The organism is Thermodesulfovibrio sp. 1176, assembly GCF_029946585.1.
In the GTDB taxonomy this organism is placed as follows: domain Bacteria; phylum Nitrospirota; class Thermodesulfovibrionia; order Thermodesulfovibrionales; family Thermodesulfovibrionaceae; genus Thermodesulfovibrio.
Genome location: NZ_JARZRZ010000002.1, coordinates 269,637 through 291,811 on the forward strand (window position 1 = coordinate 269,637; position 22,175 = coordinate 291,811).

General features: G+C 34.0%; 23 protein-coding genes. 6 read left to right on the forward strand and 17 right to left on the reverse strand.

Features of this window, described 5'->3' with window-relative positions; all coding sequences use genetic code 11:
* Window positions 1–217 precede the first annotated feature (217 nt).
* Window positions 218–2,869 carry a cation-translocating P-type ATPase gene (locus QI155_RS05260; protein ID WP_068860593.1) on the reverse strand — a complete coding sequence of 884 codons (2,652 nt, stop codon included), beginning with the start codon at window positions 2,867–2,869 and terminating at the stop codon, window positions 218–220.
* 45 nt (window positions 2,870–2,914) lie between these two features.
* On the reverse strand, window positions 2,915–3,049 hold the full coding sequence (locus QI155_RS11070; RefSeq protein ID WP_348650829.1) for a PGPGW domain-containing protein: 135 nt from the start codon (window positions 3,047–3,049) through the stop codon (window positions 2,915–2,917).
* On the opposite strand from QI155_RS11070, the gene QI155_RS05265 reads away from it, so the two are divergent.
* Window positions 2,988–3,158: a hypothetical protein gene (locus QI155_RS05265; RefSeq protein ID WP_254045459.1), complete on the forward strand. Its 171-nt coding sequence runs from the start codon at window positions 2,988–2,990 to the stop codon at window positions 3,156–3,158. The two genes, QI155_RS11070 and QI155_RS05265, sit on opposite strands and share 62 nt — an antisense overlap.
* Window positions 3,159–3,190: 32 nt before the next feature.
* On the opposite strand, the gene rlmN is transcribed toward QI155_RS05265, so the two are convergent.
* From rlmN to QI155_RS05285, 4 genes are read right to left on the reverse strand one after another with little or no spacing between them, the layout of a single operon-like run.
* Window positions 3,191–4,234, reverse strand: coding sequence for a 23S rRNA (adenine(2503)-C(2))-methyltransferase RlmN (gene rlmN / locus QI155_RS05270; protein ID WP_281321237.1), 1,044 nt, complete (start codon window positions 4,232–4,234; stop codon window positions 3,191–3,193).
* A complete protein-coding gene (locus QI155_RS05275; protein ID WP_068860603.1) occupies window positions 4,234–4,899 on the reverse strand; it encodes a TIGR00730 family Rossman fold protein in 666 nt (221 codons plus the stop codon). Before QI155_RS05275 ends, rlmN begins: the two co-directional genes overlap by 1 nt.
* On the reverse strand, window positions 4,883–5,272 hold the full coding sequence (locus tag QI155_RS05280; protein WP_068860605.1) for a co-chaperone GroES family protein: 390 nt from the start codon (window positions 5,270–5,272) through the stop codon (window positions 4,883–4,885). Before QI155_RS05280 ends, QI155_RS05275 begins: the two co-directional genes overlap by 17 nt.
* A gap of 10 nt (window positions 5,273–5,282) precedes the next feature.
* The gene (locus QI155_RS05285) at window positions 5,283–7,496 is read right to left on the reverse strand and encodes a vitamin B12-dependent ribonucleotide reductase (protein WP_281321238.1); all 2,214 of its coding nucleotides are present in this window, start codon (window positions 7,494–7,496) and stop codon (window positions 5,283–5,285) included.
* A gap of 53 nt (window positions 7,497–7,549) precedes the next feature.
* Between QI155_RS05285 and QI155_RS05290 the strand changes: the two genes are divergently transcribed.
* Window positions 7,550–8,557, forward strand: a complete 1,008-nt coding sequence (locus QI155_RS05290; RefSeq protein ID WP_068860608.1) for a sodium:calcium antiporter — start codon at window positions 7,550–7,552, stop codon at window positions 8,555–8,557.
* Here QI155_RS05290 and QI155_RS05295 read toward each other — a convergent pair whose 3' ends face one another.
* On the reverse strand, window positions 8,558–8,854 hold the full coding sequence (locus QI155_RS05295; RefSeq protein ID WP_068860610.1) for a ferritin family protein: 297 nt from the start codon (window positions 8,852–8,854) through the stop codon (window positions 8,558–8,560). It abuts the gene before it with no gap.
* 77 nt (window positions 8,855–8,931) lie between these two features.
* Here QI155_RS05295 and QI155_RS05300 point away from each other — a divergent pair, with 77 nt between their 5' ends.
* From QI155_RS05300 to QI155_RS05310, 3 genes are read left to right on the forward strand one after another with little or no spacing between them, the layout of a single operon-like run.
* The gene (locus QI155_RS05300; RefSeq protein WP_068860612.1) at window positions 8,932–9,267 is read left to right on the forward strand and encodes a YtxH domain-containing protein; all 336 of its coding nucleotides are present in this window, start codon (window positions 8,932–8,934) and stop codon (window positions 9,265–9,267) included.
* A complete protein-coding gene (locus QI155_RS05305) occupies window positions 9,264–11,597 on the forward strand; it encodes an endonuclease MutS2 (protein WP_068860614.1) in 2,334 nt (777 codons plus the stop codon). The genes QI155_RS05300 and QI155_RS05305 overlap by 4 nt, the downstream gene beginning before the upstream one ends.
* A complete protein-coding gene (locus tag QI155_RS05310; RefSeq protein WP_068860616.1) occupies window positions 11,594–12,037 on the forward strand; it encodes a TIGR00725 family protein in 444 nt (147 codons plus the stop codon). The genes QI155_RS05305 and QI155_RS05310 overlap by 4 nt, the downstream gene beginning before the upstream one ends.
* Here the strand turns inward: QI155_RS05310 and QI155_RS05315 are convergent.
* Genes QI155_RS05315 through bioA form a run of 5 tightly spaced genes read right to left on the reverse strand, consistent with a single transcriptional unit; the run spans window position 12,032 to window position 17,084 of the window.
* A complete protein-coding gene (locus tag QI155_RS05315) occupies window positions 12,032–12,673 on the reverse strand; it encodes an ATP-binding protein (RefSeq protein ID WP_068860617.1) in 642 nt (213 codons plus the stop codon). The two genes, QI155_RS05310 and QI155_RS05315, sit on opposite strands and share 6 nt — an antisense overlap.
* A gap of 35 nt (window positions 12,674–12,708) precedes the next feature.
* Entirely contained in the window at window positions 12,709–13,899 is a 1,191-nt protein-coding gene (locus QI155_RS05320) for a hypothetical protein (protein ID WP_173894049.1), read from the reverse strand.
* A gap of 16 nt (window positions 13,900–13,915) precedes the next feature.
* On the reverse strand, window positions 13,916–14,743 hold the full coding sequence (kdsA, locus tag QI155_RS05325; RefSeq protein ID WP_068860621.1) for a 3-deoxy-8-phosphooctulonate synthase: 828 nt from the start codon (window positions 14,741–14,743) through the stop codon (window positions 13,916–13,918).
* Window positions 14,725–15,705, reverse strand: a complete 981-nt coding sequence (locus QI155_RS05330) for a hypothetical protein (RefSeq protein WP_281321239.1) — start codon at window positions 15,703–15,705, stop codon at window positions 14,725–14,727. Before QI155_RS05330 ends, kdsA begins: the two co-directional genes overlap by 19 nt.
* 14 nt (window positions 15,706–15,719) lie before the next feature.
* Entirely contained in the window at window positions 15,720–17,084 is a 1,365-nt protein-coding gene (bioA, locus tag QI155_RS05335; RefSeq protein WP_281321240.1) for an adenosylmethionine--8-amino-7-oxononanoate transaminase, read from the reverse strand.
* A gap of 108 nt (window positions 17,085–17,192) precedes the next feature.
* Here bioA and QI155_RS05340 point away from each other — a divergent pair, with 108 nt between their 5' ends.
* Complete coding sequence (locus QI155_RS05340) at window positions 17,193–17,519, forward strand: DsrE family protein (RefSeq protein ID WP_068860626.1); 327 nt, start codon at window positions 17,193–17,195, stop codon at window positions 17,517–17,519.
* Window positions 17,520–17,523: 4 nt separating this feature from the next.
* Here QI155_RS05340 and QI155_RS05345 read toward each other — a convergent pair whose 3' ends face one another.
* The 5 genes from QI155_RS05345 to oadA are packed head-to-tail and all read right to left on the reverse strand — an operon-like array spanning window position 17,524 to window position 22,158.
* Window positions 17,524–17,973: a hypothetical protein gene (locus QI155_RS05345; protein ID WP_068860629.1), complete on the reverse strand. Its 450-nt coding sequence runs from the start codon at window positions 17,971–17,973 to the stop codon at window positions 17,524–17,526.
* Between the two features lie 9 nt (window positions 17,974–17,982).
* Window positions 17,983–18,699 (reverse strand): HesA/MoeB/ThiF family protein, encoded by a 717-nt coding sequence (locus tag QI155_RS05350; protein WP_083200102.1) that lies wholly within the window; start codon window positions 18,697–18,699, stop codon window positions 17,983–17,985.
* On the reverse strand, window positions 18,687–19,673 hold the full coding sequence (gene trpS, locus QI155_RS05355; protein WP_068860632.1) for a tryptophan--tRNA ligase: 987 nt from the start codon (window positions 19,671–19,673) through the stop codon (window positions 18,687–18,689). Before trpS ends, QI155_RS05350 begins: the two co-directional genes overlap by 13 nt.
* A gap of 11 nt (window positions 19,674–19,684) precedes the next feature.
* Window positions 19,685–20,341, reverse strand: a complete 657-nt coding sequence (locus tag QI155_RS05360) for a site-2 protease family protein (protein WP_068860634.1) — start codon at window positions 20,339–20,341, stop codon at window positions 19,685–19,687.
* Entirely contained in the window at window positions 20,341–22,158 is a 1,818-nt protein-coding gene (gene oadA / locus QI155_RS05365) for a sodium-extruding oxaloacetate decarboxylase subunit alpha (RefSeq protein WP_281321241.1), read from the reverse strand. The genes QI155_RS05360 and oadA overlap by 1 nt, the downstream gene beginning before the upstream one ends.
* Window positions 22,159–22,175: the final 17 nt, after the last annotated feature.

Below are 22,175 nucleotides of genomic sequence, written 5' to 3' on the forward strand. Positions count from 1 at the left end.
ACCAGAACCAGCCCATTTAACAGTCAAAGAAGAATTCAGAATATAAAAAGATAAAGAAAATCAAAGAGTTACCCTTTGTGTTGTACAAAAATTTACATTTTCAAAAAATAAAATTCAATAATTTCAATAACTTACAAAATTAAGTTGATAAACTCGGGTAAACATTGATTGACTGTTACAAAGTTTTGTTTTTGTGCATGAAGGCTTATATAGGCAGTTAAGTAGTTTTAGGCTTTTTTCTTCTATTTATAAATTTTTCAATCTCAACTGCAAAAAATACTACAGATGATAGAGCAAGTGTAAGCAACAATTCATTTATTGTCAGAGGCTGAGTGTGGAATATTGGATTAAGAAATGGCACATACACTACAGCCATCTGAAGAAATATGGTCAAAACAATAGCTCCCAAAAGAGGGCGGTTTTTGAAGAAACCTGTCTTAAAAAGAGAGTCTTCCTCAGATCGGACGCTCATGACTACAGCCATTCTTCCTATCACTAAGGCAGTAAATACCATTGTTTGCCAAGGCATTCCCTCTTTAAGAGTAAATGCCTGAAATAAAAGAGCTGTCACCCCGATCAGCAGTCCATATTTTATTATGAATAAGCCTCTACCGTGTGAAAATACTCCTTCCTCTGGATGTCTTGGTGGTCTGTTCATAATATTCCTTTCAGGAGGTTCTGCAGTAAGAGCAAGGCCAGGTAAACTGTCAGTGAGAAGATTCATCCACAATATCTGAATTGGAAGTAGTGGAAGAGGAAGACCAAAAAAAGGCGCAAGAAAAATAGCCCATAATGTTCCAGCATTAGAAGTCATTGAGTATTTTATGAATTTAAGTATATTATCATAAATACGCCTTCCCTCCTTTACTGCTTTAACAATGGTTGCAAAGTTGTCATCAAGAAGTATCATGGAAGAAGCCTCTTTTGAAACATCTGTTCCCGTAATACCCATTGCAACTCCAATATTTGCTCTTTTGAGTGCTGGAGCATCATTTACACCATCTCCTGTCATGGCGACAAACTGTCCTTTCTCCTGAAGAGCTTTAACTATTTTGAGTTTTTGTTCAGGTGCAACTCTTGCATATACTCTTATACGTTCTACCATTTCTTTAAATTCATCTGGAGGAATTCTATCAAGTTCTCTTCCAGTAATAATTGTCTTAACAGAATCATCAATTATACCAAGCCTTTTAGCTATAGCCTTTGCAGTTAGTGGATGGTCTCCTGTGATCATTACAGGCTTGATTCCAGCTGTTATACATTGTCTTACTGCCTCTACTGCCTCTGGTCTTGGTGGATCCATCATTCCAACGAGTCCTAAAATAGTGAGTCCTGTTTCTACAGTTTCTGGTGAGATATTATCAGGCAAAGAATCCCATTCTTTCATTGCAATACACAACACCCTTAATCCATCAGCTGCCATTTTATCACTTATCCTGTGTATTTCTTTCTTATCAATTGATTTAGTACCATCAGATGTTAATACATAGTCAGCTCTCTCAAGGAGATTTTCTATCGCACCTTTTGTGAAAGAAATAAAATTAGTCTTGAAATAATGCTGAGAATTCACACTATGGATGGTTGTCATGCACTTTCTGTCTGAGTCAAAAGGAATTTCTGCAACACGGGGAAAAATATTTTGAAGCTCTTCTTTATCAAAACCATTCTGTTTTGCAGTTTTATAGAGTGCTATCTCGGTAGGATCTCCTAATATATTGCCCTTCAAATCCATTTTAGCATCATTGCTTAATGCAAGAGCAACCATAAGGTAGTTAAAGGGTAAATCTTTCTGTCTTTCCACACCTATATCTATGTCTGCCCCTAACCTAATAACTTTTCCATCAACATAAATCTCTTCTACAGTCATTTTATTCAATGTAAGAGTTCCTGTTTTATCAGAACAGATGTATGTTACAGATCCTAAAGTTTCAACAGCAGGAAGCTTTCTTATGAGTGCATTAAGTTTAACCATTTTTTTTGCTCCAAGAGCGAGGGCTATAGTTATTACAGCAGGCAATGCCTCAGGTATCGCAGCTACTGCGAGACTTATGGCTGTAAGAAGCATTAAAACTAAAGGTTCACCTCTTATTAATCCAGCAACAAATACAATAGCACATATAACTATGATTGCAATCGCTAATTTCTTACCGAAAATCGCAAGTCGCTGTTGTAGAGGAGTCTTTGAATCTTTTTCTTCCTGAAGCATAGTTGCGACCTTTCCAAGTTCTGTTTCCATGCCAGTAGCTACAACAATGCCTGTTCCTCTTCCGTATGTGACCAATGTTCCCTGGTATACCATATTTTTTCTGTCACCTATAGGAAGATGTTTTTCATGAAGAACAGCTGTACTTTTTTCTACTGGAACAGATTCACCTGTAAGTGCTGCCTCCTCTACCTTAAGATTTGCCACATCTATTAACCTCATATCTGCAGGCACTATTTGTCCTGCTTCAAGTAAGACAATATCGCCAGGAACAATCTGTGAAGCTGGAACAGTTGTAATCTTTCCATCTCTTAAAACATTACATGAAGGCGCAGCCATCCTTTTGAGAGCAGCCATTGCTTCTTCTGCTTTGTATTCCTGGATAAATCCTATGATAGCGTTAAGAACTACTATTGCAACTATAGCTGCTGCATCAGTGGGTTTACCTACTATTCCTGCAATAATTGCTGCTCCTATAAGAATTATTATCAAAAAATCCGTGAATTGGTTAAGAAACATCATTAAAGGAGTCTTTCTTTTTCTTTCTTTTAGTTCATTAGGACCATATTCTTGAAGTCTTTTTTGAGCCTCTTGAGATGAAAGACCATTAAGAGAGGAGTTTAATAATGTAATTGTTTCATCAACGCTTTTTAGATACCAATCCATAGAATTATCAACCTTTCTAATCCTTTCAAAGTGCTATCCTTCTGATTAATTTAATTTTTTTCTTTTTTTTAGTTTTGTTTGTATCTTAGCTAATAACCTTCGAGCCCATGAAAATTCTATGGCTAGAATTCCCAATCCAAGTGGTATAACCAAAAAAGCAGGTCCAGGTAAAACTAACATTGCAATTCCAATTAATAGTAATGTAAAACCGATTATTGCTATAATTAATCTTTTTACTTGTTTTATAAGTTTATTAATTAAAAACACCATAAATAAAAAATCACATTAAACTATAAACTATAATAAAATATAACACAAAAATTAAGATAGATTGTAAATATACAAAGCTTTTAATTGCCCACAAGCTGCGAGTATATCTGTGCCCTTACTTTTTCTGATAAACACAGAGTAACCTTTTGATGCAAGTATTTCCTGAAATTTTAGTATTTCAGGTTCATCGGGTTTTCTAAATTCGCATCCTTCCCATGGATTAAAGGGAATAAGATTTATTTTTGATGGTATTCCCTTTAGTATTTGGGATAGTCTAAAAGCATCTTCTTCAGAAGAATTTATTCCTTTAAGCATTACATACTCAAAGGTTATTCTTTGTCTTGGTTTAAGAGGGTATTCTCTTAGAGTTTTTAACAATTCATGGAGTGGATATTTTTTATTTATTGGCATAAGAAGGCTTCTTGTTTTTTCATCGGTTGCATTCAATGAAATTGCAAGTTTTATAGGAGGAGCTTTTTGGGGAAGTTCTTTAAGTGCAGGAACGATTCCAACTGTTGAAAGTGTAATTCTACGGGGTGAAAACTCAATTAAATTTTTAAATCTCCACAATGCTTCAACAAAATTATCAAAATTTAAAAGAGGCTCACCCATGCCCATAAAAACTATGTTGGTGATTTTTCTTTCTTCGGAGTCTTTAGTCTTTATTAGTTTACTAACTTGAATAAATTGATCAACTATTTCCCAAGTATTAAGATTTCTCCTGAAACCGATTTTACCTGTAAGACAAAACTTACACTTAAGGGGACATCCAACCTGACTTGATATACATAAAGTAAGTCGCTCTTTATCAGGAATTATTACACTTTCTATTTTTTCATTGTCTTCTAATTCCCATAAAAATTTTTCTGTACCATCACTGCTTATTTTTCTTTCTATGAGTTTAATATTTCCAATATAGTATTTTTGAGAAAAATTTAATCTTAGGGACTTAGGCCATTCAGTAATTTCGTCAATTGAGGTGGCAAATTTTTTATAAATCCATTGCATTAGTTGTTTTCCTCTGTAGGAAGGAAGTTTTTCCTCTTTGATGATTTTTTCTATTTCTGATTGATTAAATTTTTTTAAATTAAACATCATTCATAGGGATTTGGAAAATCAACTCCAAGCCTTGTAAGATAATTTTTAAGATATCCACTTACAGCTTCAGGATTGTCAATGATTTCGAAATATTTAAAATCATCAAGACTTATTGCACCAAGATTTTTAGGCGAATTTTTAAGCCAGTCAAGTAATCCCTTCCAGTACTCAGATCCATAAAGAATTATAGGAAATGAAATAATTTTACCTGTTTGAACAAGGGTTAGGGCTTCAAAAAGCTCATCAAGAGTTCCAAAACCTCCCGGGAAAATAACAAAACCGATGGAGTATTTTATAAACATAAGCTTTCTAACAAAAAAGTATCTAAAATTCAAAGATATATCAAGATATTTATTAGGATGTTGTTCATGAGGTAGTTCAATATTTAAACCAATAGATTTCCCTTTTCCTAATTTTGCACCCTTATTCGCTGCTTCCATTATCCCGGGACCGCCACCTGTAATTATTGAGAAACCTGTCTGACTAAGTAATTTTGCAACTTTGAAGGCTTCTTGGTAGTAAAAACTTTCCTCTGTCAAACGGGCACTTCCAAATATGGAAACTGCAGGACCTATTCCATGAAGGGTTTCAAAGCCTTCAACAAGCTCAGACTGTATTCGGAATACTCGCCAAGTATCAGAGGATTTAAAATCTTCTATCATTGTCGTCTTCAACTATACTTGTTCTTATTAAAGCTACTAAAGCAGAGTGAGGGACTATTAGATACTTTTTTTCCTCAAATTCTATTTCTATTACAGCATCTTTTAGAAAGAAGGCATAGTCTCCTTCCTGAGCCTGTAAAGGTATGTATCTAATTGATTCAGAAGTTGTTCCTTTCCATGGCTCTTCAAGAATGGCAGAAGGGTCATTAACTGGATAACCTGGACCAACTTTAATAATTCTACCAGTCATGATTTTATCCTTTTCTTTGACCGTAGGAGGCAAAAAAAGCCCTGATGTTGTTTTATCTATTTTATCGTCAGGTTCAATTAAAACCCTATCACCTACTATTATTAGTTCTCTCTTTGTTTTCATGGTATTACTCTTAGCTACATTTAGTGAAACCGCAACTATGACAAATTACGCATCCTTCTTCATAGGAAAGGGAACTTCCACATTCAGGACATGCTCCGTAGTGAACAAATTCAATATCTGACTTTTTTTGTTCTTGAACTTCTGTTTGCCCTTTTACTCCTCTAATTTCAGATTCTATTGCTTTAGCAATAGCATCGGAACAGCTTGTTATTTTTCCATTACTTGCCCATACAGGAGAGTGACAGGATATACCTTTAAGTTGTTTTACTATCTCCTGAGGCTCTATTCCACTTCTTAATGCCAAAGATATAAGTCTTCCAATGGCTTCTGCCTGAGAAGCAGCACATCCGCCTGCTTTTCCAATATTTGTAAAAACTTCAAAGGGTTTGTCATCTTTGTCTTTATTTATTGTAACATAAAGATTTCCACAGCCTGTTTTCATTAATCTTGTAACACCTTTTAGAACCTCTGGTCTTTTCCTTGGTTTTAATGGGATAAAATGTCCTTCCGTTTTACCTTTCTGAATAACTTGTCCCTGTCTTGAACCATCTCTATAGACAGTAACACCCTTACATCCAAGTCTATAGGCAAGAAGATAAACTTCCCTTACATCATCTTCTGTGGCATTATTTGGAAGATTTACTGTTTTACTGACTGCATTGTCAACATATTGCTGAAAGGCAGCTTGCATACGAACATGATCTAAAGGAGAAATTTCATGGGCAGTTACAAATATTTTTTTGATTTCTTCAGGAATATCTTTTATCCCTTGAATTGAACCTGTCTCAGCTATTCTTTCAGCCAGAGTCTCAGACCAAAGCCCTCTTTTTTCCATTTCTTCTTTGAAATAGGGATTGACCTCTACAAGACGTGTTCCATCCATTACATTTCTCGCAAAACATATGGCAAAGAGAGGTTCTATTCCTGAAGAACAGCCTGCAATGATGCTTAGTGTTCCTGTTGGTGCAATGGTAGTTATTGTTGCATTTCTAAGAGGCATCTTATTATAGTATATGCTTTTTTCATAATTGGGGAAGGTACCTCTTTGTATTGCAAGTTCCTGAGAAGCGAGTCTACCTTCATTAAGTATAAATTTCATTAATTCTTCTGCTAAAGTAAGGGCTTCTTTTGAGTTGTAAGGAATTTTTAACTGCAGTAGCATGTCTGCCCAACCCATAACACCAAGTCCGATTTTTCTGTTTGCCTTAGTGTTTTTTTCTATTAAAGGCAATGGATATTTATTTGCATCTATTACATTATCAAGAAAATGAACTGCTTTCCATACAACACTTTTAAGAAGTTCCCAGTCTACAGATCCATTCTTTACCATTTTTGCAAGATTTATAGAACCAAGATTGCAGGATTCATAAGGTAGCAGAGGTTGTTCTCCACAGGGATTTGTTGCCTCAATTTCACCAAGTTGTGGTGTGGGGTTTGAAGCATTAATTCTGTCAAGGAATACAATTCCTGGTTCTCCGTTTTTCCATGCCTGATGAACTATAAGATCAAAGACTTCCTTTGCTTTAATTTTTCTCTGGAGTTTACCTGTTCGGGGATTTATTAGTTCATATTCTTCATCATTTATAACTGCTTTCATAAAATCTTCAGTAAGTCCAACAGAGATATTAAAGTTCGTAAACCTTGTAAGGTCATCTTTACAGGTTATAAACTCTAAAATATCAGGATGGTCAACTCTTAAAAGTCCCATATTTGCTCCTCTTCTTCGTCCACCCTGTTTTACAGCCTCTGTTGCTGAATCAAATACACTCATAAAGGAAACAGGTCCTGAACTAATTCCCTTTGTTGAACCTACAACATCTCCCTTTGGTCTTAATCGGGAAAAGCTAAACCCTGTACCTCCTCCAGATTTATGAATAATTGCAGCATATTTTACTGCATCAAAAATACCTTCCATCGAGTCTTCAACGGGTAAGACAAAACAGGCAGAAAGTTGACCAAGAGGAGTACCCGCATTCATAAGAGTAGGTGAATTAGGTAAGAATAGAAGTGAAGTCATAAGCTCGTAAAATTCTTCTTTTGTTTTATTTACTTCCTTTTCAGATTTACCATATAACGCATCAATTTGAGCAATGGCTGTTGCTACGCGACGAAATAATTCTTCCGGTGTCTCTATAATGTTGCCTTCTTCGTCTTTTTTCAGATATCTTCTTTTTAATACTTCTATGGCATTGTTACTAAGTTTTAGCTTTGTTAATGATTCCACCTTGCACCTCCAAAAGTTGTATATATATTCAAGATTAGATTATAATTTTATACATGACTGAGGATATTTTTCTACTGATTTTTAATTTATTGTTGATATTGCTTAGTGCTGAGGTTTTCACAAATGGAGTTGAGGTATTTGGAAAAAGACTTTCTTTAAGTCAAGCAGTTACTGGAAGCATACTTGCTGCAGTAGGAACAGCCCTTCCTGAGACAATTCTTCCAATGGTTGCAATATTTTTACATAAAGGAGAATCAGCCCACAGTATAGGCATTGGTGCAATATTAGGTGCACCTTTTATGCTTGCTACTTTGGCATTTTTAATGATTGGTTTGACTGTTCTAATAGCTCACATTTTCAAAAGAAGAGCCTTTACTTTTGAAGTAGAGAATACAACAGTAAAAAGAGATTTGATGTTTTTTCTGGTCATGTATTCATCGGGAATTTTTCTCCCTATGTTTATAAAACAACATATAATAGTTGCTTTCTTACTTGTTTTCGGATACATAGCGTATTTATATGTAACATTTAAAAGCGAAAGTAGTGAAATTCTACATGAAGAAAAACTATACCTTGAAAAAATTTTTGGTAAGATAGTTCCAATAAGTAGGTTTAAGACTTTTTTTTCATTAATACAGGTTTTACTTGCTTTAGGGATAATGATCAAGGGTGCCCATGGATTTGTTTCATCCCTTCAACATCTTTCCATTCAATTCGGTTTTGACCCCCTATTATTTGCTCTTTTAGTTGCACCAGTTGCTACAGAGCTTCCAGAAAAATTTAACTCTGCAACATGGACATTCAGAGGAAGAGATACTCTTGCAATGGGAAATGTGACAGGAGCTATGGTCTTTCAATCAACTTTTCCAGTATCTGTCGGAATTATTTTTACTGAATGGAATATTACAGGTTATGCATTGTTAAGTGCCTGTTTGGCTATATTAGCTGGCTTGATAGTGTTGGGGGAAATCTTTATTAGAAAAAAGATTTCCCCTCTTACCTTAATTTTTTCAGGTTCTTTTTATTTATTATATTCAGTTTTAGTAATTCTATCTTTTTAACTATTTTTCTTCCTCTTCCTCAAATAATTCTTCAACTTCTTCTCTTCCCTCTTCAAGTTCATCTTCCTGTTCTTCATCATTCATAAGAAGCAAAGTCAGAAATTCACCGACATGGGTTTTTTCTTCTCTTGCAATATCAAGAAAAATTGCTTTAATTTTCTCATCATTTGTTAATGAAGCAAGCTGTTCATAGAGATTGATAGCATCAAGCTCAGCAATAAGTCCTATTCTTAATATCTGTCTGTTAATATCCTCTGATTCTAAATTTTCCATTGAAAAGGGAATCTTAGAAAGCATATAAACCTCCTTTTTTTCTTTAATTATACAATATTAAAGTGTTAAAATTAAAAAAATAACTTTTACGGAGGCTTAAAATGAGAGAAGAAGGAAAAATTTTAGCAGCCTTTCTTTTAGGAGGTCTTATTGGAGCAGCCTTTGCATTACTTTATGCACCAAAATCAGGAGAGGAGACAAGAAAAGATATCAAAAAGAAAGCAAAGGAATTTAAGAAAAAAACTGTAAGAGCGGCAGAAGACCTTTATGAGGAAATTGAAGAGCTATCAGATATGTTAAAGGAAAAAATTAGAGATATTAAAGAAAGGGGACAAGAATTAGGTTCTGATGCAAAAAAAGAAATTTTAACGCAAATTGAAAAACTCTCCAAGATGATAGATGAAAAAAAGAAAAAGCTTCTGGAGAAGTTTGATTGATTGAAGAGAGGGTTCTTCAGGATTTAGATTATTTTAAAGTTATCGCATTAATTGAAGATTTATCCAATTCAGAGGCAACGAAAGAATATATCAGAAAAATTTATCCCTTTGAAAATTTTGAACAATCAAAAGGTGCGTTACAGGAATTTTCAGAGATAAAAGAATTTTTTGACAAAGGAGGAGATATTCCAATCTCCTCCTTTCCAAATATATTCCCTCTTCTACAAAAAGCCAAAATAGAAGGTGTTTTTTTTGAATCTATAGAATTGACTTCTCTGCTAAAGTTTTTAAGAGTTTTAGATAGAATATTACCTTTTATTGATGATTTATTGAATTTTCAAAGTCTAAGTAAAAAAATTAGAGAGATTTTAGGGAATCATATTTCTGTTGGTCAACCTTATCTACTTGAAAGACTTGAAAATACTGTTGATGAAGATGGCAATATCCTTGATACAGCTTCTCCAATGCTAAAGTACATAAGAAAACAAATAAAAATTACAGAAGAAAGAATAAAAAATAAGCTTGAAGAATTTATAAATAGACAGGATATAAAGATTTTTCTTCAAGATAATTTCATTACAAAAAGAAATAATAGATGGGTTATTCCAGTCAGAATGGACTCAAAGGGACAGATTAAGGGAATCCTCCATGATGTATCCCGTTCAGGAGAAACTGCTTTCATTGAGCCAGAAGAAATTTCAACACTATCTAAAAAACTTGAGGAATTATTAGTTGAAGAAAGACTCGAGGAAATTAGAATTTTCAAAGAGATTTCCTTAGAGGTTCATCAAATTAGTGATAGTCTTGAGAGAGAATTTCAACTTCTTGTTTATCTCGATAAAATGAAAGCAATATACAAATATTCTCAAATATTTAATGCCCATATTCCTCAAATTACTGAAGAAAGATATATAAGACTAATAAATGCCAAGCATCCGATTCTTATGCTTTCCACTAAAGAAGTTGTACCCCTTGATCTTGAACTTATGGATAAGAAACTTCTTGTAATCACCGGTCCAAATGCAGGTGGTAAAACCGTTACTTTGAAAACAATAGGACTCTTAACTGCCCTATCTAATGCTGGATTACCTATTCCAGCGAGTCCATCTTCTTCGATTCCTTTTGTAAAAAGCCTATATGTGGATTTTTATCACGAAGGCTCTATAGAAGAGCATCTTTCAAGCTTTGCCTCCCATATTGTAACTTTAACAGAAATAGTTGAAAAGGCAGATTATATGAGTCTTGTATTACTCGATGAAATAGGAACAAACACAGATCCTGAGGAGGGTTCAGCTTTAGCTTGTGCAATTCTTGAAGAGTTAAATGAAAGGGGAAGTTTTACCATTGTTACAACTCACCTTAGTAAAGTCAAGTTATATGCAGCAAGCCATGAAAGAATGGAGATTGCAGCAATGCTTTTTGATGAACATACAATGACCCCTTTATATAAACTAAGTATCGGTAATCTCAGACCTTCCTATGCTTTGGAAGTTGCAAAAAAATACGGTTTTCCTGAAAGAATTATCAAGAAAGCCTACGAACTTAGAGGAACAGAGGATCTTAGAATTTATGATCTAATGAATAAACTTGAAAATTTAAAGAAACATTATGAAGAAAAACTCGAAGAGCTTGAGCTATTAAAGCAAGATTTAAATAATGAAAGGAAAAAATTAGAAAAGGCTTTAGAGGAGGCAAATCTTAAAAAAACCAAAATTGTTGAGGAAGCAAAGAAGGAAGCTCAAAAGATTATTAATGATATAAAAAGACAGATCAATTTTCTCTACGAACAAGCAAAAAAGGCAGATAAAAAGGAACTTAAAGATATATCAAGAAAGGTTTATGAGATTGCAAAGCAGTTTACTAATCAAACCTCCCAAATACAATCAGACATAAAAACAGGAGATATTGTAAAGATAAGGAATCTAAATCTTACCGGTAAAGTAATAAATATAGAAGATGGAAGGGCTAAAATTCAGACAGATAAAGTTCAGATAGATGCTGAACTAAGTGAACTTGAAAAATATTCTCTTTCTGATACAACCGAAAGTTTCATTTATTATAAACCAATTAAAAATAATGAAGAATCTTTAATGAAAAAAATTGATATTCGAGGAATGAGAGTAGACGAAGCGATTTCAATTATAGAAAGATTTTTGAATGACTTATCCATTAATGAAGTTAATCAAGGATTAATAATACATGGCATAGGGAAGGGTTTTCTTAGAGACGCAGTGAGACAATATTTAAAAGAGCATCCTGTAGTTAAGGATTACAGGCGGGGTAATCCCGATGAAGGCGGAGATGCTGTAACTGTGGTGGAACTTAAATGAAAATTGTTGGTGTTATTGGAGCAGGCAGAGCAGAAGAAGAATTATTAAAAATAGCAGAAAAAGTAGGAAGCCTTCTTGCAAAAAAGGGATTAATATTAATTAACGGTGGACTCGGTGGTGTAATGGAAGCTTCTGCTAAAGGAGCTTTTCATGAAGGTGGCATCACAATAGGATTATTACCAACAGGAAAAAAAGAAGATGCCAACCCTTATATAAAAATACCTATTCCTACAGGAATGGGAGAGATGCGCAATGCTTTAATAGTAAGAGCCTCTGATATATTAATTGCAATTGGTGGAGAATATGGAACTCTAAGTGAAATAGCATTAGCATTGAAAACAGGTAAAAAGGTAATTGGTATTAAAACCTGGAGAATACCAGGAGTTATTGAAGTGGAGAGCGCTGAAGAAGCTGTAAAATTAGTTTTAAAGAATTTATAAACCATTATCAATAATGGGTAAATAAATCTTAAAGGTTGTTCCTTTGCCTAATTCACTTTCAACCTCAATATATCCTTTGTGGTCATTTATAATTCGATATACAATTGGAAGTCCCAGTCCAGTTCCCTTTGTTCCTTTTGTTGTAAAAAATGGTTCAAATATTCTTTGTTTTGTTTCCTCATTCATTCCAGCTCCTGTATCTGACAATGAAAGAAGCGCATATTGTTTTTCTTGAACTGAGATTTTTTCAGTTTTTATTTTTATTATTCCACCTTCTGGCATTGCTTCTTTTGCATTTAAAATTAAATTTGTCATGATTTCATCAAAGGCTCTTATATCAAGATTAACTTTAAGAGAATCTTTAAAAAGATCATAAATTACTTTTATGTTTTCTCCAACTAAAGCTTGAATAGTGGTCTTCATAGATAAAATAATTTTATTGAGATCACTATCTTTCATTTCATATTTTCTTTCTCCTGTTAAGGTTAAAATTTCTTTAGTAAGATATATTGCTCTCTTTGAAGCATTTATAATTTGGTCAAGGGCATTTTTGGTAAAATCATTTGAAACCTTTGATTGAGCAATTGATGCAAATCCATGAATTACATTGATTAAATCTTTAAATCTATGAACCATTTCACCAAGAGAACGTTTAATGCTTTCAAAATGCTTTATTTCCTGAATTTTTTTTCATTTTCTTTAGCCTCTAATATCTTCTTTGAAGCATCAGAGACTGCTCTGCTTAAATAACCTATCTCATCGGTTCTTTTTGATTCCTTTGGGAAAATTAATTCTTTTGCTCCAAGATTTGCTGTCTGGTTTGATATGTTAATAATAGGTTCCATATATTTTTTGTTTACATAGATAATTGTAATCAATGAAATAATAATGGTAGCAATAATCTGATAAAAAAGATATAAATTAAGATCTTTTGTTAGGACCGAATAGGGGATTAAGTTAACCAATGTAAGTTCTTTATTTCTAATTTTCCATTTTTCAATTTTCACAAGCCACTTTTGATTATCAAAATTAATTTCATATAATTTTGCACTCTTAATTGAAAATAACGCTTTATAAAGCAAGGGAAATTCTTTTTCATTAAGTTGATAAATCTTACCAGTCATTGCAGTTATTTCATTTGAAAATGCAATTAAGTCTATACCATTTGAAATAAGATATAGCTTTGCCTGTTCATGAATTTTTTGTTTGGTCTTATCTAAGAATAAAGATATATCCTTTATCATAAGGTCCATACCAACGACTTCATTTGATTCGCTACATAAAAGTAATGAGGCTGTTATTCCGGGGTCTTTTGTTGTCCTGAATAGATATTCTTTGCTCCACTGAATATCATTAGCCGTGTAAGCCTGTCTATACCATTCTGTTTTTCTTGGGTCATAGTCATCTTTTTCAATTCTTTTACTTATTATTTCCCCATCATTGTTTAAAGTATTCCAAACTACAAATCCTTTGTTCTCTGATTTTTTTATTCTATTTAGCCAATTTCCTCTGTCATTTAAAATCAGATAACCATTTCCTTTACCGTCTCCATAGTTGATTGATGTTACTTGGGGATACTTTTTCATAAATTCCATTAAAAATTTATTTGTTTTTTCAACATCATTAAAATCTAAAATTTTACAGCATGTTAATGTTTGAATGTTATATAAAAAAGTTTCAACAGGGTTAATAAAGTTTTCTACTTCAGCTTTAAATAGAGAAGTGACAATGGAAATATTTTTATCCAGAGAATTTCTATAAAAATGCAAAGAAAAAAGATAGTTACTTATTGAGATAGTACCAACCAAAATAAGAGTAATCATTATGGAAACCCACTTAATACTTAATGTAAACTTTGCCATTTTATGGTATTATTTTTTAATAAAAAATTTTTGCTACTTTATAAATTTCAATAAGTGATTGAAGGAGGCTTTCGAAGTCCTTTAAGGAAAACATATTTGGACCGTCGCAGAGGGCTTTATCTGGTTCAGGATGGACTTCAAAAAATAATCCATCAACCCCACAGGCAACGGCTGCTCTGCTTAAGTATGGTATAAATTCTTTTTGTCCAGAGGAACATACACCAGCTCCACCGGGAAGCTGAACAGAGTGAGTTGCATCAAATACAAAAAAGACTCCCATTGAACGAATTATTGGAAAACTTCTGAAATCTACAACAAGATTGTTGTAGCCGAATGTTGTTCCCCTTTCAGTAATGATTATTTTTTCATTTCCTGTGGATTTAATTTTTTCAATTATGTTTGATACATCCCATGGTGCAAGAAACTGTCCCTTTTTAACATTTACAGGTTTTCCTGTTCTGCCTGCCTCTACAATTAGGTCAGTCTGTCTACATAAAAAGGCAGGTATTTGAATAACATCAAGGACATCTTTAGCAATCTTTATTTCTTCAACAGAATGCACATCACTTAATAGGGGAACATGGAAAGTTTCTTTTACTTTGTTTAAAATTTCAAGTCCCTTTTTAATTCCAGGGCCCCGATAAGATTTTATAGATGAACGATTTGCCTTATCATAGGAGGATTTGAAAATGAAAGGAATTCTGAGTTTCTGTGTTATTTCCATTAATTTTTCAGCAGTTTTAAATACTATCTCTTCAGACTCAATAACACAGGGTCCTGCAATAAGAAAAATTTCATTCTTTTTTATTTCAATATTTCCAACAATCACTTTTTCTGTTGTAATTCAAAGGCTTTTTTAGCAGCTTCTGCTGCACGCTTTGCCTCTTCAGCAGCCTTTTTTGCTTCTTCAGCAGCTCTTTTTGCCTCTTCTACATCTTTATCAGCTTTTTGTTTTTCCTTTATTTCAACTTTTTTTATTGTTGATGGAACTTCTGCAAGTTTATAAGTCTTTTCATCTACAATAGGACTTCCCCAATCACTGATTCTTACTATATAGCCTGAATTTCTGTCAGATATCCAAAGTTTACCATCAATCCATACCATTCCTGCAGGAGAAGAAAGATAACGGGAGTTGGGTATTTCTTCAATAACTTTACCTGTTACAGTATCTAATCTGATAATTCTTACATTATCTGTTGAACTTGACGGATTAAGAGGGTCTATAATACCAGCAATTATAAGATACTTACCATCCCAAGCAATAGCTGTGGGTAATTTTATAGGTGAGAGATATTCAGCAATTACAGAACCATCTTCTGGAGTTATTTTAAAAATTTTCTCCCTTTTAGAGTCAGCAATCCAAAGATACTCCCCATCAAAAGTCATGTCTTCTGGATAGATTTTTCCCAATGGAAGCTTTTTTAATATATCTCCTTGCGGAGTAACTTTAAGAATTCTCTTGTTTGCTGAATCTGCAACCCATATATATCCAGTGCTTCCTACTGTTTTCTGCCATGCAAGTCCAGTAATGTATGCAGGATTGTCTCTTGAGGTTATTGTAATCGGGTATCTATCGAAAAAGTAATGACCTTCATAATTATAAATTGATCCAGCAGTAGCGGTATCAATATTATCTATAAAAGCAATTAATCCCTCTTTGCCAACAATTAGATTTTTACCATCCCATGTAATTGCAGTTGGACTTTGTGGCATTGTTTCACCAACTCCTGAAACATCTAATTTTACTTGTTCTGTACAAGCAATAACTAAAAATGGCAGAATCAATAAAAATAAATATCTAAACATAACTTACCCTCCTTTTATAAAGTTATTTCAATTATACAATCTTTTATTACCTTAAGCAACCCCTTAAGGTTTTCCTCTGAAATAATAAGTGGAGGAATTATAACAATAATATCTCCAAGGGGTCTTAACCATACCCCATGTTTTCTTGCTGCTTTTACTACTTTCCAGCCAGTCTGCTCTTTCCATGGAAAGGGTTCTTTTGTTGTTTTATCTTTTACAAGCTCCACTCCTGCAATCATTCCTTTTTGTCTTACATCGCCCACATGTTCTAATTTTCCTATCTCAGAGAGTTCTTCCCTTAATAGTTCAATTTTTGGTGGAAGACTTTCAAGAGTTTTATCCTTTTCAAATATTTCAAGATTTGCTATAGCTGCTGCACAAGCTAAAGGATTTCCCGTATAGGAATGTCCATGATAAAAGGTTTTTATCTCTTCAATTTCACCTAAAAAAGCATCAAATATTTTTTCTTTGACTGCAGTAACTGCTAACGGCATATATCCATTAGTAATTCCTTTGCTAAGGCAGATAATATCTGGGGTCACTTCTTCATGTTCACAGGCAAACATTTTCCCTGTTCTTCCAAATCCTGTTGCCACTTCATCTGCAATAAGTAATATTTCGTATTTATTACAAAGTTCTCTTAATCCCTTTAAATACCCCTGAGGCCAAACAATTATTCCGCCAGCACATTGGACAAGGGGTTCTACTATAACTGCAATAATATTATTTTGATTTTCTTTAAGTATTTTTTCCATCTCTTTTAAACAACCTAATCCACAATCTGGATAGCTAAGTCCCAGTTCGCAACGATAACAATAGGGAGCAGGTGCTTGAATTGATTTATTTAACAGAGGTTTATAAACCTGATGGAAAAGTTCAACTCCTCCAACACTTACAGCACCGATTGTATCTCCATGATATCCTTCTTTAAGGCTTACAAAGGTGTCTTTTCCTTTAACTCCAAGATTTACCCAGTATTGATAGGCAATTTTAAGGGCAATTTCAACAGCTGTTGAGCCATTATCAGAGTAAAATATTTTTTTAAGAGGTTCACCCCATGGAAGAGCATTTTCAAGTAACTCAGCAAGTTTTTTTGCTAAAACAATGCTTGGTTCATTAGATAGTCCAAGTAATGTTGAATGAGCAATTTTATCCAGTTGTACTTTTACTGCTTCATCTATTTCTGTTCTTCTATGTCCATGAATATTTACCCAGAGAGATGATACTCCGTCAAGATACCATTTGCCATCAATGTCTTTGATAAAACAGTCCTTTCCTTCTATAATGATTGTAGGTTCTTCTTGAAGCCAGTATTTCATTTGAGTAAAGGGATGCCAGATATAATTTTTGTCCCATTCAATAAGCGTTTTTTTATTCATTTACCCTCCATGTTTATTACCCTATTTACAATCTCTGCTCTTTAAGGATATTATAGAATAACTTGGTTAGTAAAAGGTATCAAACACTAAGAATTGCAGGAGATAGGGATGAAAATTGGCATACTTATATCAACAAATGAGCCAGAGACCTTATGGAATGCCTTTCGTTTTGGAGTGCTGTGCTTGAATATGGATTATGACAATGAAGTAATAATATTCTTAAATTCAAAGGCAACTGCCTATGAAGAAGCTGACTCGGAAAAGTTTAATATTAAGGAATTAGCAAAAAGTTTTGTCCTTGGTGGAGGGAAAATTATCGGCTGTCAGAAAAGTATGGGATTAAGAGGAATTGAAGGAGGCGAGATATGTCAAAAAGGTGGACAAAAGGATTTATATGAATTAATGGTTACATGTGATAGATTTATCTGTTTTTGATCCTCTATTCTGAAAATTTTTTAGAAATTTTATAAAGATATTCCTGAAAATCCTGTGGTGAAAAATTCTCTGGAACAGTCTCATTTATTACCATTGCTCTGAACATTTTTCGCAGTAATTCAGAGGGTGCAAACTTTTTTATTTTCTCTCCTAAATCTTCTGAATAGTTGTGAACTAAAAAAGATTCTGTATACCATAGGTCTTCTTTTATGGGTTTTACATGATGGCAAAGAAGATTTTTTACTGTCTCAGGTGTAGCTTTGTTTTCAATTATAATTGCTCTAATGTCATTATTAAGATTTTGAAGTCCCTTTACAGCAGGATTTTGTCCAAGTCTATGCCTTCCCTTCGTAATAGGAGAAAATTTTGTTATGTTAACACCAGAACAATAAATGTGTTTTTCATTATCCACAGGTTTAATTAAAAAGTAAAAAAAATCACTTATGAATTCCATAGTTTCTCCTTATTTACCACATACTATACATGAAGGATCTTTTTGGGCTTTAAAGGTTTTGAAATCACAGCTCATTCCGTCCCAAACTAAAAGCTTGTTTTTCAAAAGTTTACCAATTCCGACAAGGTATTTTATTGCTTCTAATGCCTGAAGAGCACCAATTACTCCTGGAGTTGCACCAACTACGGGAAAGGTTTCTTTCGGAGGTGCTTCAGGGAAAAGACATTTAAGACAGGGTGTTTCGGGAGGCTGAATGAAACTGAGCATTCCCTGAATTCCATAAATTGCACCAAAGACAAGAGGAATGCTTTTTTTAATAGCTACTTCATTAAGTATATATCTTGTTTCAAGATTATCCATGCAATCCATTATTATCTGGGAGTCTCCAATAAGTTCAAAGGCATTTTCTGATGTAATCTTTGAAGTAATTGGAATTACTTCAACATCAGGGTTTATGGCTGTAAGGGTTATTTTTGCTGAAAGCGCTTTATTTATTCCTATTCTTGTGTGACTGTGAAGTATTTGTCTGTTAAGATTTGTTACTTCAACAGAATCAAAATCACATATAATAATTTTCCCAACTCCTGCAACAGCAAGATATATTGATACAGGACTTCCAAGTCCACCTGCACCAGCAATAAATACAGTGGAATTTTTTAACTTTTTTTGACCTTGCTCACCCCATCCATCAATGAGCATCTGACGGGCATATCTCAAGAAATCCAACCAATGACCTCCTTCATCTCTTTAAGAGTTTCTTTTGCAACTTTTTTTGCCTTTTTTGAGCCTTCAGAAGCAATTTCAATAAGCTTAGAAGGATTATCAATCAACTGTTGTCTTTTCTCCCAGATTGGATTTAATGTTTCAATTACATGATTTATAAGTATTTTTTTACAGTCAATACATCCAATTGATGCTGTTGTGCATCCTTCTGTTACTTCTTTTTTCTCAACATCATTTGAAAAAATTTTATGTAAATCAAAGACAGGACATTTTGCTGGATCTCCTTTGTCTGTTCTTCTTTTACGCGCCGGGTCTGTAACCATTGTTCTTAATTTTTCAGTTACTGTTTTTTCATCATCGCTTAAATATATGGCATTTCCATAGCTTTTTGACATCTTTCTTCCATCTACACCTGGAACCTTTGGAAACTCTGTAAGGAGTGCTTCAGGTTCAGGGAAAAATTCCTTTCCATAAAGATAGTTGAATCTTCTCGCAATCTCTCGGGAAATCTCAAGATGGGGTACCTGATCAATTCCAACAGGAACATACTTTGCTCGATAAATAATAATATCGGCTGTTTGAAGCACTGGGTATCCTAAAAATCCATAGGTATCAAGGTCTTTATCTTTTATTTGTTCCTTTTTTTCTTTGTAGGTGGGAACTCTTTCAAGCCATCCAAGAGGTGTTATCATACTTAAAAATATATGTAATTCTGCATGTTGAGGAACCTGTGACTGAATAAATATTGTTGATTTTTCAGGATCAAGGCCAGCTGATATAAAGTTCATAAGCAGGTCAATTGTGTAATCTTTTATTTTTGAAGGATTTCCATATCCTGTGGTAAGGGCATGCCAGTCTGCTACGAAAAAGTAGCAGTCATATTTATCTTGAAGCCTTACCCAGTTTGAAAGAGCACCAATAAGGTTTCCAAGATGAAGTGGTCCGCTTGGTTGCATCCCGCTTAATACTCTGTCCATTCTTCCTCCAATTAAAAAAATGAGAGAATATTAAAAAAAAGTTTCACTAATGGCCATACAAAAATGCTTGTTAATCCTGTGATTATCATAAATATAACAATTAAAGAGCCAAAGGGCTCAATTTTCTCCATCATTTGAGAATACCTAAGAGGTAAAACTCCCATAAGTATTCTTCCTCCGTCAAGAGGTGGAATTGGGATAAGATTAAAGGCTGCAAGAATAATGTTTATCATTATTGTGGCTTTAAGAATTAGTATTAGAGGGTCAAAAATGAAATGTGGTATTAATCCTGTAAAAGGTAAAACAATCCATTTAAGCAAAATTGTGCAAAATATGGCAACCAAGATATTAGCTACAGGACCTCCTGCAGCTGTAAGTGCCATTCCTGTTTTGGGATTTTTGAAATTATATGGATTTACAGGGACAGGCTTTGCATATCCAAAAACCCATTGTCCGCTTGTGAGTATAAGTAACATAAAGGGCATTATTATTGTTCCAAAAGGATCAATATGCGATATTGGATTTAAAGTAAGCCTTCCTGAAAGTTTTGCTGTGTTATCACCAAGTCTGTAGGCTACCCATCCATGGGCAAGTTCATGAAAAACAATTGCAATAAGTATTGCAGGTGCTGAAATTAAAATCTGTCTTAAAATACCTGTAAATTCCATTATTTTATCCTTATCATTACTTCATCTGGGTTGACCATGTCACCCTCTTTTATGTAAATTTCTTCCACTGCTCCATTTATAGGCGAATGAATCTCATTCTCCATCTTCATTGCCTCAACTATGACAACTGTATCCCCTGCATTGACGTTATCACCCTTTTTAACCTTAATTTTAACAACTGTACCAGGCATTGGACTTGTAATATCTCCAGGCTCTGATGGTCTTGGTCTTACAGATTCCTTTGGTTTAATTTCAACCTTTCCTTCTTCACTTGGGACAATTTCCTGTAGTGGCTCAACGATGACTTCTACAAGCTGATTATTAACATAGAGAAAATAGGGTCTTTTACCATCAACTTTATGCCCTTTACCACCAACTTTAACATGATAGGATTCACCGTAAAGATTTATTAGAAACTCAGTTGGTGCAAGGCTTGGTGCAGGTTTAATATCTTCTTTTTTAGCTGGTGTAATCTCTTCTTTAATTCCCTTTTCCTTTGCTTCAAGAAATTCAAGGAAGATCTTAGGGAATAGACAGTAACTAAGAACATCTTCATCGGATTTAGCTTTATCTTTAAGCTCAGATTTTGCCTTTTCAAACTCAGGCTGAAGAAGGTCTGCAGGTCTACAGGTTATAAATTCTTCATCCCCAAGAATTTTTTTTCTGACTTCTTCATTTACAGGTGCAGGGGGTTTACCGTATAAACCTTTAAAGTAGTTTTTAGTCTCTGTTGTAACCATTTTGTATCTTTCGCCAGTTAAAACATTCAAAGTTGCCTGCGTTCCTACAATCTGACTTGACGGAGTAACAAGGGGAGGATAACCGAAGTCTTCTCTTACACGTGGAATTTCTTCCATTACTTCTTTTATTCTGTGAAGGGCATTTTGCTCTCTAAGTTGATTAACAAGATTGCTTAACATGCCGCCAGGAACTTGATATACAATGACTTTTGGGTCTGGTCCTATATATTCACTTTCAAGGTGTTTATATTTTTTCCTTGTTTCATAAAAGTAGTCTGCAATCTCATCAAGAAGTTCCATATTAAAACGAGGCTCTCTTTCGGTGCCTTTTAAAATGTGGCATATTGTTTCAAGAGGTGGTTGAGACGTACCCCCTGCCATTGTTGAAATTGCTGTATCTACAATATCAACACCTGCCTCAATTGCTTTGATTGTAGTAGCTACAGCCATGCCAGCTGTGTCATGGGTATGTAAGTGAATTGGTAAATCAATTTGTTCTTTTAATCTTTTTACAAGTTCGTAAGCAGTATAAGGGTCAAGAAGTCCTGCCATATCCTTGATGCAAATAATGTGAGCACCCATGTCTCTAAGTTTTTTTGCAAGATCAACAAAATAATCAATTGTGTAAATTGGTCCAATTGTATAGCAAAAGGCTGCTTCAACAGTTCCACTATACTTTAATGTGGCAGAAATTGATTTTTCCATATTTCTAAGGTCATTTAGAGCATCAAAAATTCTAAGTATATCAATGCCGTTTTCAATGGTTTTTGCAACAAATTTTTCCACTACATCATCAGGATAGTGTCTGTATCCAACAAGATTTTGTCCCCTAAGAAGCATTTGTAATTTTGTATTTTTAATGAGTGCCCTGAGAGTCCTTAATCTCTCCCAAGGGTCTTCCCTAAGGAATCTAAGGCAACTGTCAAAGGTAGCTCCACCCCATACTTCAAGAGAATGAAAGCCAACCTGGTCAAGTTTTTCAGCAATTGGCACTATATCTTCAAGTTTAAGTCTTGTTGCATGGAGGCTCTGATGGGCATCCCTCAATGTAGTATCCATTATTTTTACTTGATTCATATCACACCTCACAAATT

Excerpts from the sequence above, each read along its gene's own strand:
- QI155_RS05260 (WP_068860593.1), bottom strand. The coding sequence starts at position 2,869 with ATGGATTGGTATCTAAAAAGCGTTGATGAAACAATTACATTATTAAAC.
- QI155_RS05265 (WP_254045459.1), top strand. The coding sequence starts at position 2,988 with ATGGCTAGAATTCCCAATCCAAGTGGTATAACCAAAAAAGCAGGTCCA.
- QI155_RS11070 (WP_348650829.1), bottom strand. The coding sequence starts at position 3,049 with ATGTTAGTTTTACCTGGACCTGCTTTTTTGGTTATACCACTTGGATTG.
- rlmN (WP_281321237.1), bottom strand. The coding sequence starts at position 4,234 with ATGTTTAATTTAAAAAAATTTAATCAATCAGAAATAGAAAAAATCATC.
- QI155_RS05275 (WP_068860603.1), bottom strand. The coding sequence starts at position 4,899 with ATGATAGAAGATTTTAAATCCTCTGATACTTGGCGAGTATTCCGAATA.
- QI155_RS05280 (WP_068860605.1), bottom strand. The coding sequence starts at position 5,272 with ATGAAAACAAAGAGAGAACTAATAATAGTAGGTGATAGGGTTTTAATT.
- QI155_RS05290 (WP_068860608.1), top strand. The coding sequence starts at position 7,550 with ATGACTGAGGATATTTTTCTACTGATTTTTAATTTATTGTTGATATTG.
- QI155_RS05295 (WP_068860610.1), bottom strand. The coding sequence starts at position 8,854 with ATGCTTTCTAAGATTCCCTTTTCAATGGAAAATTTAGAATCAGAGGAT.
- QI155_RS05300 (WP_068860612.1), top strand. The coding sequence starts at position 8,932 with ATGAGAGAAGAAGGAAAAATTTTAGCAGCCTTTCTTTTAGGAGGTCTT.
- QI155_RS05310 (WP_068860616.1), top strand. The coding sequence starts at position 11,594 with ATGAAAATTGTTGGTGTTATTGGAGCAGGCAGAGCAGAAGAAGAATTA.
- QI155_RS05315 (WP_068860617.1), bottom strand. The coding sequence starts at position 12,673 with ATGGTTCATAGATTTAAAGATTTAATCAATGTAATTCATGGATTTGCA.
- QI155_RS05320 (WP_173894049.1), bottom strand. The coding sequence starts at position 13,899 with ATGGCAAAGTTTACATTAAGTATTAAGTGGGTTTCCATAATGATTACT.
- QI155_RS05330 (WP_281321239.1), bottom strand. The coding sequence starts at position 15,705 with ATGTTTAGATATTTATTTTTATTGATTCTGCCATTTTTAGTTATTGCT.
- bioA (WP_281321240.1), bottom strand. The coding sequence starts at position 17,084 with ATGAATAAAAAAACGCTTATTGAATGGGACAAAAATTATATCTGGCAT.
- QI155_RS05340 (WP_068860626.1), top strand. The coding sequence starts at position 17,193 with ATGAAAATTGGCATACTTATATCAACAAATGAGCCAGAGACCTTATGG.
- QI155_RS05345 (WP_068860629.1), bottom strand. The coding sequence starts at position 17,973 with ATGGAATTCATAAGTGATTTTTTTTACTTTTTAATTAAACCTGTGGAT.
- trpS (WP_068860632.1), bottom strand. The coding sequence starts at position 19,673 with ATGGACAGAGTATTAAGCGGGATGCAACCAAGCGGACCACTTCATCTT.
- QI155_RS05360 (WP_068860634.1), bottom strand. The coding sequence starts at position 20,341 with ATGGAATTTACAGGTATTTTAAGACAGATTTTAATTTCAGCACCTGCA.
- oadA (WP_281321241.1), bottom strand. The coding sequence starts at position 22,158 with ATGAATCAAGTAAAAATAATGGATACTACATTGAGGGATGCCCATCAG.